At 59.4% G+C, this 14,072-nt stretch carries 12 protein-coding genes and 1 other RNA gene; 4 read left to right on the forward strand and 9 right to left on the reverse strand.

Going from position 1 to position 14,072, the window contains the following annotated elements; genetic code table 11:
• Nucleotides 1-9 precede the first annotated feature (9 nt).
• The 6 genes from GSQ94_RS17825 to GSQ94_RS17850 all read right to left on the reverse strand — a co-directional run bounded on the left by GSQ94_RS17825 (nt 10) and on the right by GSQ94_RS17850 (nt 6,375).
• On the reverse strand, nt 10-294 hold the full coding sequence (locus tag GSQ94_RS17825; RefSeq protein WP_158945193.1) for a DUF427 domain-containing protein: 285 nt from the start codon (nt 292-294) through the stop codon (nt 10-12).
• Between the two features lie 153 nt (nt 295-447).
• Nucleotides 448-867, reverse strand: a complete 420-nt coding sequence (locus GSQ94_RS17830) for a hypothetical protein (protein WP_158945194.1) — start codon at nt 865-867, stop codon at nt 448-450.
• Between the two features lie 20 nt (nt 868-887).
• Nucleotides 888-3,788: a type I DNA topoisomerase gene (gene topA, locus GSQ94_RS17835; protein ID WP_158945195.1), complete on the reverse strand. Its 2,901-nt coding sequence runs from the start codon at nt 3,786-3,788 to the stop codon at nt 888-890.
• A 270-nt stretch (nt 3,789-4,058) separates the two neighbouring features.
• The gene (dprA, locus tag GSQ94_RS17840; protein ID WP_158945196.1) at nt 4,059-5,243 is read right to left on the reverse strand and encodes a DNA-processing protein DprA; all 1,185 of its coding nucleotides are present in this window, start codon (nt 5,241-5,243) and stop codon (nt 4,059-4,061) included.
• Between the two features lie 117 nt (nt 5,244-5,360).
• The gene (locus GSQ94_RS17845) at nt 5,361-6,122 is read right to left on the reverse strand and encodes a hypothetical protein (protein ID WP_158945197.1); all 762 of its coding nucleotides are present in this window, start codon (nt 6,120-6,122) and stop codon (nt 5,361-5,363) included.
• A 58-nt stretch (nt 6,123-6,180) separates the two neighbouring features.
• Nucleotides 6,181-6,375, reverse strand: a complete 195-nt coding sequence (locus GSQ94_RS17850) for a DUF3565 domain-containing protein (protein WP_158945198.1) — start codon at nt 6,373-6,375, stop codon at nt 6,181-6,183.
• A 54-nt stretch (nt 6,376-6,429) separates the two neighbouring features.
• On the opposite strand from GSQ94_RS17850, the gene GSQ94_RS17855 reads away from it, so the two are divergent.
• Nucleotides 6,430-7,272 carry a menaquinone biosynthetic enzyme MqnA/MqnD family protein gene (locus tag GSQ94_RS17855; RefSeq protein WP_158945199.1) on the forward strand — a complete coding sequence of 281 codons (843 nt, stop codon included), beginning with the start codon at nt 6,430-6,432 and terminating at the stop codon, nt 7,270-7,272.
• A 78-nt stretch (nt 7,273-7,350) separates the two neighbouring features.
• Nucleotides 7,351-8,076 carry a YqaA family protein gene (locus GSQ94_RS17860; protein WP_158945200.1) on the forward strand — a complete coding sequence of 242 codons (726 nt, stop codon included), beginning with the start codon at nt 7,351-7,353 and terminating at the stop codon, nt 8,074-8,076.
• Between the two features lie 106 nt (nt 8,077-8,182).
• Here GSQ94_RS17860 and GSQ94_RS17865 read toward each other — a convergent pair whose 3' ends face one another.
• Together GSQ94_RS17865 and ffs are read right to left on the reverse strand one after the other, a co-directional pair.
• Complete coding sequence (locus GSQ94_RS17865) at nt 8,183-9,199, reverse strand: beta-ketoacyl-ACP synthase III (protein WP_158945201.1); 1,017 nt, start codon at nt 9,197-9,199, stop codon at nt 8,183-8,185.
• Between the two features lie 208 nt (nt 9,200-9,407).
• Nucleotides 9,408-9,505, reverse strand: an RNA gene (gene ffs / locus GSQ94_RS17870) — signal recognition particle sRNA small type.
• A gap of 152 nt (nt 9,506-9,657) precedes the next feature.
• On the opposite strand from ffs, the gene GSQ94_RS17875 reads away from it, so the two are divergent.
• Together GSQ94_RS17875 and GSQ94_RS17880 are read left to right on the forward strand one after the other, a co-directional pair.
• Nucleotides 9,658-11,121: a GH1 family beta-glucosidase gene (locus tag GSQ94_RS17875; RefSeq protein WP_158945202.1), complete on the forward strand. Its 1,464-nt coding sequence runs from the start codon at nt 9,658-9,660 to the stop codon at nt 11,119-11,121.
• 180 nt (nt 11,122-11,301) lie between these two features.
• Entirely contained in the window at nt 11,302-12,048 is a 747-nt protein-coding gene (locus GSQ94_RS17880) for a hypothetical protein (RefSeq protein WP_158945203.1), read from the forward strand.
• A 110-nt stretch (nt 12,049-12,158) separates the two neighbouring features.
• Here the strand turns inward: GSQ94_RS17880 and GSQ94_RS17885 are convergent, their stop codons facing one another.
• The gene (locus tag GSQ94_RS17885) at nt 12,159-13,859 is read right to left on the reverse strand and encodes a TIGR03118 family protein (protein WP_254063961.1); all 1,701 of its coding nucleotides are present in this window, start codon (nt 13,857-13,859) and stop codon (nt 12,159-12,161) included.
• Between the last annotated feature and the right edge of the window lie 213 nt (nt 13,860-14,072).

Genomic DNA, 14,072 nt, shown 5'->3' on the forward strand with positions numbered 1-14,072 from the left:
TGCATGAGCTTATTTCGTGACTTCTACGCCACGCCAGAAGGCGATGTGGTGCTTCACGTTGCGGGCCGCCGGCTTGGGGTCGGGGTAGTACCAGGCTGCGTCGGGGTTATCTTGTCCGTCCACCACGATCGTGTAGTAGCGTGCCTGGCCCTTCCAGGGGCAACTGGAGGTCGTCGAACTGGGCTTCAAAAACTCTCGTTTTACTGATTCCTCGGGGAAGTAGATATTTCCCTCGACCGTCTCATAGGTTTCGCTTTCGGCCAATGTCTGACCGTTCCAAACTGCCTTCGCCATAATCCGCTACCTGCATTCTTTTCAACGAGTTACGGAGATCTCCCACGTCGGGCATCTCCGTTGAAAAAATTCTGGAACTTGTGGAGCCGTCCTGCATTTGTAACAGAAATGATGCAGGAAAGAAAAGCTTCGCCCTCGCGGCAGCCGCCTCGGCTAAGACTTCTGAGGGCTGAAGTTCTTTAGAAACACCTCGTACCCTGCCCTGGCGGTGGGGTACTTATCGATCAGGGCTGCGGTCTGCGCCATGAAGCGCTTACCGCTCTGCTTCTCCGTCTCGACGTGGAAATGATGGAACTTGGCGTAGAGCAGAATCCCCTCCTGGGCGGAGTCGAGGAAGAGATCCGCGTCCAGCCCACCACGCAGAACCAGCGATGCTGCCATCTCCCAATAGCTGAGAGTCTGCCGCCAGGAGGAGTTGTGCTCGGCCTTGACGTCGCGTGAGACGACGCGAAGCTCCTCCACCGTCTTGGGATTGAAGTCGAAGACGAGAAACCGCCGCGCCTTGCGGAGCGTCTCCTCCCGGCGAATCTCGTACAGCTTCAGGATCAGCTCCGCATCCGCTGCAGTTGCCATCTCGTCCTCTTGCCTTATGGTTAAGCTACGCTCTCGATAACCGCCCGGGTCTTCTCCGGGTCGGGCCGCTCAATCACCGGCACCGGGGCCGGGCCGGCGGTCTTCTTCTGATAGGTGCAGGCGGGAGTTGTAGGCTCCTCCTCCGGTGCGCCCTTCTTCTTGCGGCGCTTCGGCAACGCCTCGCGGTTGTTCGGGCAGACCACGTGCGTTCCCTTGTCGTTGACTACCTCAAGCAGATACGCGCTGTCGCACTTCGGACAGGTCTGGTTGATCAGCTTCAGGTTCGAGGCGAAGTCGCACTTCGGATAGTTGACGCATCCATAGAACAGGTCGCCGCGCTTGGTCTTGCGGACTGCAATATCGCCGCCATCCTTCGGGCACTTGACCTCGAGCAGCTCCTGCTTGATGTACTTGCACTTCGGGTAGCCGCTGCAGCTGATGAACTCGCCATACTGGCCGTTGCGAAGCAGCAGCGGTTTGCCGCACTTCGGGCAGGCCTCTTCAAGCTGGACCGGCGGCTTCTGCTGCACCTTCTGGTTGAGCTTGCGGATCGTCTTGCATGGGGGGTCTTCGTTGTAGCCGGGGCAGGCCATAAAGGGTCCCCAGGGGCCGTTGCGAAGCACCATCACGCGGCCGCAGTTGTCACAGAACTCCTCCTCCGCAACCTCGTCGGCGCCGGGAGCACTCAGGTCGGGCTTTGCGGCAAAGTTCTCCTTGGTGAAGTCGCAGCTGATCGGCTCGACCGTAACCTTCTTGCCCTGGGTCGCAGCCTCGGCGATGGAAGCGGCCATCTCCTTCGCGTCGCCAACCTCCTTGGAGTACTCGGTCACATCCTCGGTAGTCGCCTTCACGATCAGCGGAAACGCAAATGCAGTTGTAACCTTTTTGGTTACAGCTTTAGCGTCCTTCTTCCAGGGTCCTGCCGCGATCGTCATCGGCTTCACCTTGGTGAAGTTGCTGCACGAATAAAAGCTGCCGAACTTGCCCCACTTCAGGATCAGCGGACTGCCGCAGTTGTCGCAGATCTCGTCAGTCTTCTGCTCCATCCGCTTCACGTCTTCCATGTTGTCGCTGGCGACGTTCAGCTCCTTTTCGAAGTGGTCGTAGAAGCCCTTCAGCAGATCGGTCCAACGCTCGGTGCCATCTTCTACAGCGTCAAGCTCGCCCTCAAGCGTCGCCGTATACGCGGTATCAAAGATGTAAGGAAAGTTCTTCACCAGTAGCTTCGTGACCACGGTGCCAATCTCGGTCGGAACAAACTTCGACTGGATCTTCTTCACATAGTCGCGATCCTGAATCGTATTAATGATGGACGCATAGGTAGAAGGCCGGCCGATTCCCTTCTCTTCTAGCGTCTTCACCAGGCTGGCTTCGTTGAAGCGCGGCGGTGGCTGGGTAAACTTCTGCAGCGGGTCAAGCTTCTGCAGGCGTAGCGCCTCGCCGTCGCTCAACTCCGGCAGCCGGGCCTCCGCCTCTTCCTCGTCGCCGCCCTCGGCAGACGCTTCGGCGTTCGGCTTGCTGACCGCTCCGTCTTCCTTGGCCGCCTTGTCCTTCGCAGCCTGACGAGCGCGCTTGTCCTCTTCTTCAAACTTCAGATGGCCTTCGAACTTCAACACGCTGCCGGTCACGCGGAAGTCATAGGCAAGCTTTGCCTGCGCAACGATGTCCACCGTCGTCTGATCGAAGACCGCAGGAGTCATCTGGCTCGACACGAAGCGCTGCCAGATCAACTTGTAGAGCCGGAACTGCTCATCGCTCAGATACTTCCGGATCGAGTCCGGGGTGTACTTCACGCTGGTGGGACGAATAGCCTCGTGAGCGCCCTGCGCCTCCACCTGCTGCTTCTTACCGACATACTCATTCGGACTTGCGGGCAGATACTTCGCGCCCAGCTTGCCGATGTACTCGCGAGCTTCCTCGATCGCATCCGCGCTGACGCGGGTCGAGTCGGTACGCATATAGGTGATGAGACCGACCGTACCTTCGGATCCTATCTCTACGCCCTCATAAAGACGTTGCGCCACGCCCATGGTGCGCCGCACGTTGAAGCCGAGACGGCCTGCCGCATCCTGCTGCAGCTTGCTGGTCGTATAAGGAGCCTTCGGATTATTTCTGCGCTCCTTCTTCTCGACCGAACGGACGCTCCACTTCGCGACCTTCAGCTCGCTGACAACCTCATCGACGGCCTCGTGATCGGGCAGTGCGTTCGACAGGAAGAGATCTTTGCCCTCTTCATCTTTTCCATTCGCAACACGTGCCGGAACACCGTTGACGCCCACAAATCGCGCCGTGAAGCTCTGCTTATTCGCAGTCGGCTCAAGCTGCGCATCGATGGTCCAGTACTCCACCGGGTTGAAGTCATTAATCTCCTGCTCGCGCTCGACGATCAGCCGCAACGCGACAGTCTGTACCCGTCCAGCCGAAAGTCCACGCCGAACCTTATCCCACAACAGCGGCGAGACCTGGTATCCCACCAGGCGATCCAGCACGCGCCGTGTCTGCTGCGCATCCACCAGGTCCTCATCTATATCCCGTGCATTCAAAAACGCAGCCTGCACGGCTTTTTTGGTGATCTCATTGAAGGTGACACGCCGAACCTTCGACTTGTCCTTCATCATCGGAAGCAGCTGGATAGAGAGATGCGCGGCAATCGCCTCTCCTTCGCGGTCAGGGTCAGGCGCAAGGTAGACCATGTCGGCCTTCGCCGCGAGCTTCTTAAGACGATCCACCACCTTCTCTTTGCCCGGAGACACGATCAGCGTCGGCTCAAACGTCCGCTTCTTAAGCTCCACGCCGATGTCGTTCTTCGGCAGGTCCATGATGTGGCCAATGGAGGCCTCCACCACGTAGTCACTGCCGAGATATTTCCCAATCGTCTTCGCCTTCGCCGGCGATTCGACGATCACTAATGATTTACCCATTTGTTCCCTTCATCCACCAGAACGTACTGCCGAGGCAAAACGTTCCACACTTCCTTATTCCATTGCGAACCTAACACGAGTTCTGCAAACGCGTCATCCTCTCTTGATTCCTCAACTGACGAAACCGAACTGAGAAGGTCATAGCACAACAAAACAAATCGACAAGAAAATCCACGTTGTGGATAACTCGCCAAGTCAAACGAAACCATGAGCTTACGCCGATCTTTGCGGCTGCCGCTCCGTTGTTGGAATCAACTCCGCCACTCACGATCAGAAAGTCCGCACATAATTTTTTCCGGGCAGTTGCCGTACGCGGCCTGCGAGCTCCAGTTCGAAGAGCGCCGTAAAGATCTCGGCGGACCCCAACGTCGACTCCAACTGTTCGATCAACTCGTCCAGCTGAGTGGACTCATCGTGCCGCAGACGCTCGAAGACAATCCGTTCGTGCTCCGGAAGCGGCGTATCGTTAAATAGAGATGCGGCCCCAGCCGGTTTCGATTCAGAGCCCCCACCGGCGGCATCCCTCTCGTCCTCCAGCTGCAGCCTGATCTCAGAGGGCAGATCCTCCCAGATGTCCTCCCACGTAGCGGTCAGCTTAGCCCCCTGTTTTATCAACGTGTTAGGTCCCCAGGCGTTCTTATTCGTCACATTCCCGGGAACCGCGTAAACATCGCGATTCTGCTCCATCGCGCAGCGTGCCGTAATTCTGGTTCCGCTGTACTCTGCGGCTTCGATCACCAGCACGCCCACGCTCATTCCGCTAAGAATACGGTTGCGGATGGGGAAGTTCTGCGGCGCGGGGAAGGTGCCCAGCGGATACTCACTCACGATCGTTCCGCCGGTCGCGACGATCTGCTCGGCGAGCTTCTTGTTCTCCTTGGGATAGATGACGTCGATGCCTGTGCCCCAGACCGCGACGGTTTTGCCGCCGGCCTCCATCGCGCCCTTGTGCGCCGCAGTGTCGACTCCGCGAGCCATGCCGCTGAGGATCACAATGCGCCGATTGGCCAGATCGCGTGAGAGCAGCTCCGCCATTCCCGCTCCGTAGGGCGACGGCTGCCGCGTTCCCACGACTGCAATTCCCGGACGCGCCAGCAGAGACGCATCGCCGCGAATCCAGAGAACCGCAGGAGGATCGTAGATCTCGCGCAGCCGCTCGGGATAGGCTTCGTCTTCGGGCGTCAGGATACTGCCGCCAGCTTCGCCGACGCGCTTGATCTCGTCCTCCGCCGCAGCCTTCGCCTTGCCCTCGAAGACGAACTGCGCCGACTGCGCCGGCATCCCTGCGCCCTCTAACTCGGTGAGCGAAGCATCGAGCACACGCTCCGCTGCGCCCAGCCTGTTCATCGCCTTCCAGATTCGTGTGGGTCCCATTCCGGGCGTCAGGGTCAACGCCATCCATGCTAACCGCGCGGTCTCCCGCGTGGCTGCTTCATCCCGCTGCGCCAAAGCCATTCATCGTCCTCTTCATCGGTACGCTTCGTCGTCTGTGTCTGCAATCTGAACCCTGCTGTTGGCATAGGCTCAACGTCACTGTATCGCATCTCACTGGGCTGGGGTTAGCCGCGAAGGTCAGGACGCGAAGGACTTCGCCAGAACAAAAGACGCGCCGCTCATCGCAAGGCATACAAGCAGACTGGTGACCTCATCGCCGTTGCGTGGAGAAGCCGCAACGCGCGGCGCATGCAGACAGAGAACCCACAACAGAAACATCGTGCCAAGTAACTCCGATGCAGTACGCGCTACTTTCTTCGTCGCGATGGCCAAAGCTGCAGCGAGAAACGCCACGCCAACGAAGTATGTCAGGAAGAGATGCGCCGGAATCCACGCAGGGATCAGCGTGGCGACGAATCGCGCATACAGGAAGTGTTGAACCGCGAAGACAACCAACGCGATCGCAAACACGATGCGTCCGAAAGACGCCAACAGCGTGGTGACCTCGTTCGACGGCTCCATTCTGAAGCCATCAGGCAGCGCGGTACTCGCAAGTACAAAGGCGCCGCCCATCAGCGCAAGAAGCTCGAAGCTGCTGGTCCAGGGGCCGGGGTTGTGAAGCTGCGCGATCAGCCCGGGGAGATGGAAGAAGAGAACATCGAGGAGCAGAGCCACCCCAAGCAGTGTTGCCGATAGTCGCGCCAGTCTTCCAGTCACGAGACAGACTCCGACGGCGATCAACGCTGCGCCCGCCAGCACGGCTCCAACATGCGACGCGGGAATCCACGGCGGACCAGGGGCAGGACCCTTCAACCCGCCGATGTAGAGAAAGTACTCCACGCCGAAACACCCCATCGCGATGGCGAAGAGATAGCGGCCAGTTCGCAGCAATCCGTCCATTGTCTACACTCCCTTCGGTGTGACCTTCCGCATACGGCAGCATCGTACTACCAGGCGACTACTTCGCGGCTTCGTCGCATCGCTTGCACTCCATCACACTGCCAATCCGCGCCTCTCTTCCCTCTTCGGAGAGCACCCACTCTCGCAGCATCCAGGGAGGATCGTGCCGCACGTGCTGTCCATGTCCGCAGTCCAGCCGCGCCGCCCAGTCGTAATTTTCATCCTGATAAAAAGCGACCACTCGCCTCTGCATCGCACGTTCCCTCGCAACATCTAATAAACTAGTCCTTTGAGCAACTCTTCTTCCATGCTGCGTGTCGCCGCCATCGACTTTCTCAACCCCGCTCCATTGATGTGGGACTTCGAACACGCACCTCTCGCCGCAGAGTTGGCGGAGCGCTACGTGCTGCACTACACGCAACCCTCGCAGTGTGCCGCCGAGCTTCTCGCAGGCCGCGCGGACCTGGGCCTGATCCCTATCGCCGCACTGACGCCGGAGCTGGCGATCGTCCCCGGCTGCACCATCGCTTCGCTTGACGAGGTGCGCTCGATTCAGCTCATCCTCAAAGCTCCTCATACGCTCAGCACCGTGCGAACCGTCGCCGCGGACACCGCCTCGCGCAGCTCGCTCGCCTACGCCGAAATCCTCTTCCGCAAGTTCGCCAACAACTCCCCGGCATTCCATCCCGCGTCAGCGGACCCTGTCGTCATGCTGCGTCAGGCAGATGCCGCCATCCTGATCGGCGATCCGGCTCTGCTGGCCCTCGAACGACGCGAGCAGATTGAGGCTGAGGTAGGACCATGCCAGTGGCTCGATCTCGCCCGCGAGTGGCGCACCCGCACCAACCTGCCCTGGGTCGCCGCAGTATGGGCGGTACGGCCCGAGGCGCTCAGCGCAAAGGGGATGACGGCCGCTCAACTGATCGAAGATCTCGAGGCCTCGCGCAATCACGGTCTCCTGCACATCGAAGATCTGGTGGAGCAATGGACGCCACGCATCGCCCTGCGCCCCGCCGTCATTCGCCACTACCTCTCGCATAACATCCACTACGTCCTGAATACTGACTGCACCGAGGCGATCAAGCTCTTTCGCCGCTACGCAGCAGAGTCGAACATCCTGCCGCCTCTGCCCGAGCTCCGCTTCCTCTAGCTCCTCTGCTATACTCGCGGCTCTACCAATCTTCAATATCTCCGCGACTTCTGCCCGGCGGAGCGCGTCTTAACTTCTATGAGCCTGCGGACAGCTGCCATCCTCATCGCGAAGAATCTCGCAGCAGCCGTTCCCAAGGCTGCTGCCTCGCATCGCGCCCGTAGCCCGTTCCTGCATCTGCTCTTCAGCTTCGGACTCTTTGGCGTCTTCCTGGTCTCCATCGTCGACAGCTCTTTTATCCCGCTGCCTCTGCCCGGCGTCACCGACATCATGATCATCATCCTCGCGGCGCAGCATCAGAGCTGGTTCCTGCTCATCCTGCTCGCAACCGCGGGCTCCGCTCTTGGCGGATGGTTCAGCTATCAGGTAGGACAGTCCGGCGGCATGGCGTTCATCGAAAAACGCATTCCCGCCCGCATCTTCAAACGCGTCTGCGACTGGATGGAGAATCACGCGATCCTCTCCGTCGCCCTGCCCGCAATCCTGCCGCCGCCGATGCCGCTCAGTCCGTTTGTCCTCGCAGCGGGCGCGCTGAAGATGTCGCGCAAGAAGTTCCTCACGACCTTCATCCTTAGCCGTTGCCTGCGTCACACCATCGCGGCATGGCTCGGCATTCACTACGGCCGCCACATCGTGCATCTCTGGAACAACCTCTCGCAGAAGTATGCGACGCCGGTCCTCATCGTTCTGTGGACCCTCATCCTGGGCAGCTGCGCCTTCGCCTTCTGGCAGCTCTACAAGACCTCTCGTGCCGTTAGCAGCCAGCCCGGAAAGCTCGTGGGCCGTCCGACTCCCACAACCTGACCACACCCCCGCATTCACCCGCGAGGAGAACTTCGCCTGCTGGGATTAAAAGCAAAACGGGTGAAGGTCTTCCCTTCACCCGCCTTTATTCATCGCTAAATCAGGTTTAGAACTCCCACCGCAGCAGGGTGGCGCCCACCGTAAAACCAGCACCAACGCTGGCCAGCAGAACGAGATCGCCCTTCTTCAACCGCTTCTCCTCGAGCGCGGTCTGCATCGCCATTGGAATCGTCGCCGCTGTCGTGTTGCCATAGCGATCGATGTTGATGATCACCGACTCCTCCGGCATCCCCAGCCGCTCCGCCGTTGAAAGAATGATGCGCTTGTTCGCCTGGTGCGGGATGAAGCAACCAAGGTCCTTCCCCTCTACCCCATTGCGCGAGAGCACGATCTCCGCGGCCTCAGCCATCTTGCGCACCGCAAACTTGTAGACCGCCTGCCCATCCTGGTGAACATAGTGCATCTTCGCCGCAACCGTCTCCGCAGTCGGCGGATGCAGGCTACCGCCACCGGGCATATTCAGCGCCGAAGCGCCCGATCCATCCACCTCGTGCCAGTAGTCCACCAGCCCGATCTCTCCCTCTTCGCAAGGCTCGAGCAGCACCGCACCGGCGCCATCGCCGAAGATCACACACGTGGCGCGATCGGTGTAGTCGATGATCGAGCTCATCACATCCGCTCCGATCACCAGCACCTTCTTGTGCATCCCGCTCTCCACCAGCTTCGCACCCACCTGCAGCGCATAAGGAAATCCCGAGCAGGCCGCCGACAGATCGAATCCCCACGCGCCCTTCGCGCCCAGCTTGTCCTGCACCAGGCACGCCGTCGCTGGAAAAAACATATCCGGCGTCACCGTCGCGACGATGATCACCTCTAACTCGCTCGCGTCGATCCCGCGATTCGCAAGACACTTCTTCGCTGCCTCGACCGCCAGATCGCTGGTCGCGACCCCCGCTTCCACAATGTGCCGCTCGCGAATTCCGGTCCGTTCCGTAATCCACTGATCGTTGGTGGCGACCATCTTCTCCAGGTCCGCATTGGTCAACAACTTGGGTGGAACGTACGCTCCCACCGAACTGATCTTCGCGCGCACCCGCATCTGCGGTCTCAACGTCAAACTCAAACTCTCACCTCATTGCCTCTTACAGCAGTAACTATAGAACTCATCTCTTTCCAATGAACCGTCGTTCACCGTCGGAGACCATTCTCTCCGAGAAGCGTACTCGTGTCACTCTTCCATTGACGAGGTGGAAGCCGAAAAAGACACATCCGCGCCTCGGGAGGCAGGCTGGGCCTGTCATATCCTGAGTGGAAAAAAGTGTAGAGGGATAGTGCACCGGGCGACCTACTGCGCCCGTAATGACCCGTTACCGTTGCTTCCTTCCGGACCTGGCGGGGTTGGCGGGATTACGTCGCGTAGGACCCGGCACGAAAACCAGTTTACCACTTCAACTCGTACTGCGCTCATGCCGCACACGCTCGATGGAGGAAAGGAAGGAGCGAAATCTCACTTGACCTTTCGACCGTTGCCACTCTCAATCAAAGTAGTTACACTTCCTGTTGTCTTACGAGAGGAATCCTTTGCTCAATCGATTTAGCCGCCGCACCTTTGCCCGCCTTCTTGGCTCCGCAGCACTCGCCCCCACCGCACTCTCCGTTCTGCCCGAGGCTGCTCTTGGCGAGACTGTCGCGACCGCGCCCATTGCGCGATCTTTTCCTCAAGGCTTCCTCTGGGGCTCTGCCACCGCGTCTTATCAGGTAGAAGGCGCAGTCAACGAAGATGGCCGAGGGCCCTCGATCTGGGACACCTTCTCGCACACTCCAGGCAAGATAAAAAATAACGACACCGGCGACGTCGCCGATGATCACTACCACCGCTATAAAGAAGATGTGCAGTTGATGAAGGCGCTGGGTCTCAAGACCTATCGCTTCTCCGTCGCATGGCCCCGCGTCTTCCCACAGGGCACTGGTACACCCAACCCCAAGGGTCTCGACTTCTACCACCGGCTCGTCGATGAGCTTCTTGCCGCGAACATTCAGCCCTACTGCACTCTCTTCCACTGGGATCTTCCGCAGGCGCTCGAAGACAAGGGCGGCTGGCAGTCGCGCGATACCTCGGAGGCCTTCGCCAACTATGCAGGCTACGTCGCCGAGCACCTCTCCGATCGCGTCAAGCACTTCATGACCCTCAACGAGATGAGCTCCTTCGTCGATATCGGCTACAAGGATGGCCGCCACGCTCCCGGGCTCAAGCTGCCGCCTGCGGGCGTCAATCAGGTTCGTCATCACGCTGTGCTCGCCCACGGCCTCGGCGTACAGGCGATTCGCGCGCATGCGAAGCCCGGCACCAAGGTCGGCCTTGCGGAGAATGCAAGAGCGGCCGTGCCCATCATCGAAACCCCCGAGCACATCGCCGCCGCTGCAAAGGCGATGCGCCAGATCAACGCCGGCTATCTCACCGTCGTCATGGAGGGCCGCTACACCGACGCCTACCTCGCCCACGCCGGAGCCGACGCGCCGAAGTTTACCGACGCCGACATGAAGGCCATCGGCACGCCGCTCGACTTCGTCGGGCTGAACATCTACACCCCCACCTACGTTCGTGCCGACGACTCCCACGGCGGCTTCGCCCTCGTCCCACCACCTGCGTCCTATCCGCACATGATGAGCCCCTGGCTGCACGTCGGCCCTGAGGCTCTCTACTGGGGGCCGAAGCTCGCCGCGCAGCTCTGGAACATCAAGGAGATCTACATCACCGAGAATGGAGCATCCTCGACTGACATCCTCGCCCCGGATGGAAACGTCTACGACTCCGACCGCGTGATGTACCTGCGCAACTACCTCACGCAGCTGCACCGCGCCGTCTCCGAGGGCGTTCCCGTGCGCGGCTACTTCCTCTGGAGCCTGATGGACAACTACGAGTGGGCCGACGGCTACGCCTACCGCTTCGGCATCCACTACGTCGACTTCGCCACCCAGAAGCGCACCCCGAAGATGAGCGCGCACTTCTACAAAGAAGTCATCGCACGCAATGGGTTGGCCTAAGTCACTCCGTGGGTGTACCGGTTATGCCTCCCGATGCTCGCAAGATATTTCACCGCGACCATCGGGAGCGCCAACCGGAAGGGTATAAAAGTCACGAAGTGACCGCCGCCCGCGCAGGGCGAGTTTACAGTCTGCAAAGCATCTTTCTGCGCTATCCTCTTTGTCGTCGGGAGGTTTCTCATGCGCCGCTTCTGTTCCTACCCTGCTGTACTCTTCCTCTTCGCCACGCTATGCTCCGCGCAGAATCAACAGCAGATGCCCCGCGACTATCGCGGCGTCCAGACGCTCGTTCCCGGCATCTTCGTCACTCCCGTCCCCAATGCTCCCTTCAGCGCCACAGTCGAAATCCTCTCGCACGAGACTCTACCGGACGGCAGCGAAAACGTGCGCACCACCAAGGCTCACATCGCACGCGCATCATCAGGACGCATCTATAACGAGCGCCGCCAGCTCGTTCCCACCGGTTTCAAAGGCGAGCCGGCGCTTCTCTCCGCACACATCTACGATCCATCCAGCCGTCTCAATATCTTCTACAACCCGTTCCAACGCATCGCTCGCGAGAGCATCTTCAACGGGCCACCCGCTGCACCGCTTAACACGACCCCTGCTCGCACCCCCGCGAACAATCCTTACTTCAAGCAGGAAGACATCGGCACCCAGCCACTCGACGGTCTCACTCTGACCGGCATTCGCAAAACCCACATTATTCCCGCTGCAATGAGCAGCACCGGCAAAGACATCGCCATCGTCGATGAGTACTGGTACTCACCCGACCTCTCCATCTACATGATCATCAAACACAACGACCCACGCACCGGCGAGCAGCTCGTCGCCGTCTCCGATGTGGAACGCCACGAACCCGCCGCGTCCGTCTTTGCAGTGCCCGCCAACTTCAAGATCATCGATGAAAATCCGCCTGAGCAATAACGATCCGTCGACGGTCTTGCCTGAAGAACGGCCCTCTCAAGGTACTTCTCACAAAGCGAAAAGGGGATGCTCCATAAAAGAGCATCCCCCTTTTCATTACAACTTCCAGCCTACTGAACAGTGAGAGTGATGTTCGCTGTCTGGGTGATGCCGGCAGAGGTAGCAGTGATGGTGACCTGCTGCGTTCCCGTCGGAGTTGAGGGTGGAGGAGGGGGATTCGTTGAGGTTGCTGGCTGCGAGGGAGACGACGAGCACCCTACCACCAGGGTGGCAACAGTGAAAGAGAGAAGGACCACGCCCAACAGGCGCAGCGGGTTTTTTCCGTTCGCGTTGCGTCTCCAGGAGAACGCAAGGATCGAACCGAAGGGAAGCAGGAGAGCCGTTGCAATCGCAGCCTCTCCGTTATGCCAGAACGAGTGAGGCTGACGATTCGCCGCGCTGCCTGTCGTCTGGATCGTGACGTTCTCTGTGCTGACTGCAGTCGCCGAGACCGCGAGTGACGGCGAAGGGAACGTGCACGTCACGCCTACCGGACCACTGCAGGAGAGCGCCACATTGCCTGTAAACCCATTGGTTGGGACCACGCTAAGGGTTGCTGTTGCACTGGAACCATCCGTGACCGTTGTAGCCGAGGTCGATGCACTGAATCCAAAGGTGGCAGAAGAGGTAGAAGTGGCAGAGGCAATCGAACCAACCAGGCCATGAGCTGCACCTGTGAGCCCAGCGGCGAAGAATAAGGTGTTAGGATCGCCCGCACCCGCAGGCGTGGCGTTGCTCTGACCGAAGACGATCTCCCACAGGTCCAGATTCGCCACTGCCTTACCGGTGGAGTCGGTGATCTGGCCGAGGAAGGCATACGTGGTCGGGTTGTAGGCATTGATGATGCCATCGCCGAAGTTACCCACCAACAGGTCGCCGCCAAACACGCCGAAGCCGCTCGGTGCCACGGCCACGCCCCAGGGAGCATTCAGGTTGCCACCGTTCACCGCCGTCGCAACGAAGTTCCCGTTGAGGTCGAAGATGTCGAGGATGCCGGCGCCAGCCTGTACTGTCTGCTTGAACTCCGTCACACCGTTCGTCGTGGTCGTGGAGCGCAGGGCGTAGGCTACGTAGACCTGATCGCCAATCACGTGAACAGAGAAGGGCGAATAGTTCGCCGGAAGCTTGGGATCGGTAAAGTTGCCCGAGAGCTTCGCGGGCTGGAAGCTGGTGTTGTAGACCTCAATATCGCTGGCCTGACCGAAGTTCGCCGCGAGCAGGAAGGTACCGGTTGAGTTATTTAGTAGCGCCATTCCTGTGTACGACGCGTTGGTCGCGCTGTTATTGATCACAATCTGGGCGGTGCTGTCATTCATTCCGAGAACGGCGTTCCAGCCGGCGATAGCACCGTCATGCGTCGCGAAGAGAAACGTCGGGGGAGCACCGATCGGCAGGGTGAATCCCTTTGCCGTAGCGGCAAAGACAACTTCAGTTGGCTGCCCGGGACCACTACCCGTGGCAGCGGGAATGTTGACATCGAACTTCTCGGCGCCCGTAGCAGCGGACACAATCTCGAAACCGGTCTTCTCACCGCTGATCCAGAACGCAGCTCCGCCAGCAGAGAGGCCCCACGGATTGATCAGGTTCGGATCGGTAGTTGTGGCCGTTACGGAGCCGTCAGAGATAATGTTCGTGACTCGATAGCTATTGCCGGTCTGTGCCGATGCGCTCGCACAGAGTGAAGCACCTCCAAGCAAAACCGCCAAAAGAGCTTTGCTTCGCCCCTTCATCCCTTTAGAAGACGATCCCTGAGCTGGAGCTTCCTTGCTCATACTGCTGTCGAAAGATCTGTGCTCTAAGGTGCAAACTGAACGTGTCTGGTTTTTTCGTTCCACTGGACCTGATACTTCATTGCGATTCATTGATAAAAAGTTCTCCTGTGCTTTGGTTCTGCATGAGAAACCCGCAGGGCGATTATTTATTCCGCGTTTGGTCTCTTTTTCAACCACCTCCTCCACCAATGGCCTCAGTCGAAGACGTGGTCG

Source organism: Granulicella sp. S190, assembly GCF_009766095.1.
Classification (GTDB): domain Bacteria; phylum Acidobacteriota; class Terriglobia; order Terriglobales; family Acidobacteriaceae; genus Edaphobacter.

Excerpts from the sequence above, each read along its gene's own strand:
- GSQ94_RS17825 (WP_158945193.1), bottom strand. The coding sequence starts at position 294 with ATGGCGAAGGCAGTTTGGAACGGTCAGACATTGGCCGAAAGCGAAACC.
- GSQ94_RS17830 (WP_158945194.1), bottom strand. The coding sequence starts at position 867 with ATGGCAACTGCAGCGGATGCGGAGCTGATCCTGAAGCTGTACGAGATT.
- topA (WP_158945195.1), bottom strand. The coding sequence starts at position 3,788 with ATGGGTAAATCATTAGTGATCGTCGAATCGCCGGCGAAGGCGAAGACG.
- dprA (WP_158945196.1), bottom strand. The coding sequence starts at position 5,243 with ATGGCTTTGGCGCAGCGGGATGAAGCAGCCACGCGGGAGACCGCGCGG.
- GSQ94_RS17845 (WP_158945197.1), bottom strand. The coding sequence starts at position 6,122 with ATGGACGGATTGCTGCGAACTGGCCGCTATCTCTTCGCCATCGCGATG.
- GSQ94_RS17850 (WP_158945198.1), bottom strand. The coding sequence starts at position 6,375 with ATGCAGAGGCGAGTGGTCGCTTTTTATCAGGATGAAAATTACGACTGG.
- GSQ94_RS17855 (WP_158945199.1), top strand. The coding sequence starts at position 6,430 with ATGCTGCGTGTCGCCGCCATCGACTTTCTCAACCCCGCTCCATTGATG.
- GSQ94_RS17860 (WP_158945200.1), top strand. The coding sequence starts at position 7,351 with ATGAGCCTGCGGACAGCTGCCATCCTCATCGCGAAGAATCTCGCAGCA.
- GSQ94_RS17880 (WP_158945203.1), top strand. The coding sequence starts at position 11,302 with ATGCGCCGCTTCTGTTCCTACCCTGCTGTACTCTTCCTCTTCGCCACG.
- GSQ94_RS17885 (WP_254063961.1), bottom strand. The coding sequence starts at position 13,859 with ATGAGCAAGGAAGCTCCAGCTCAGGGATCGTCTTCTAAAGGGATGAAG.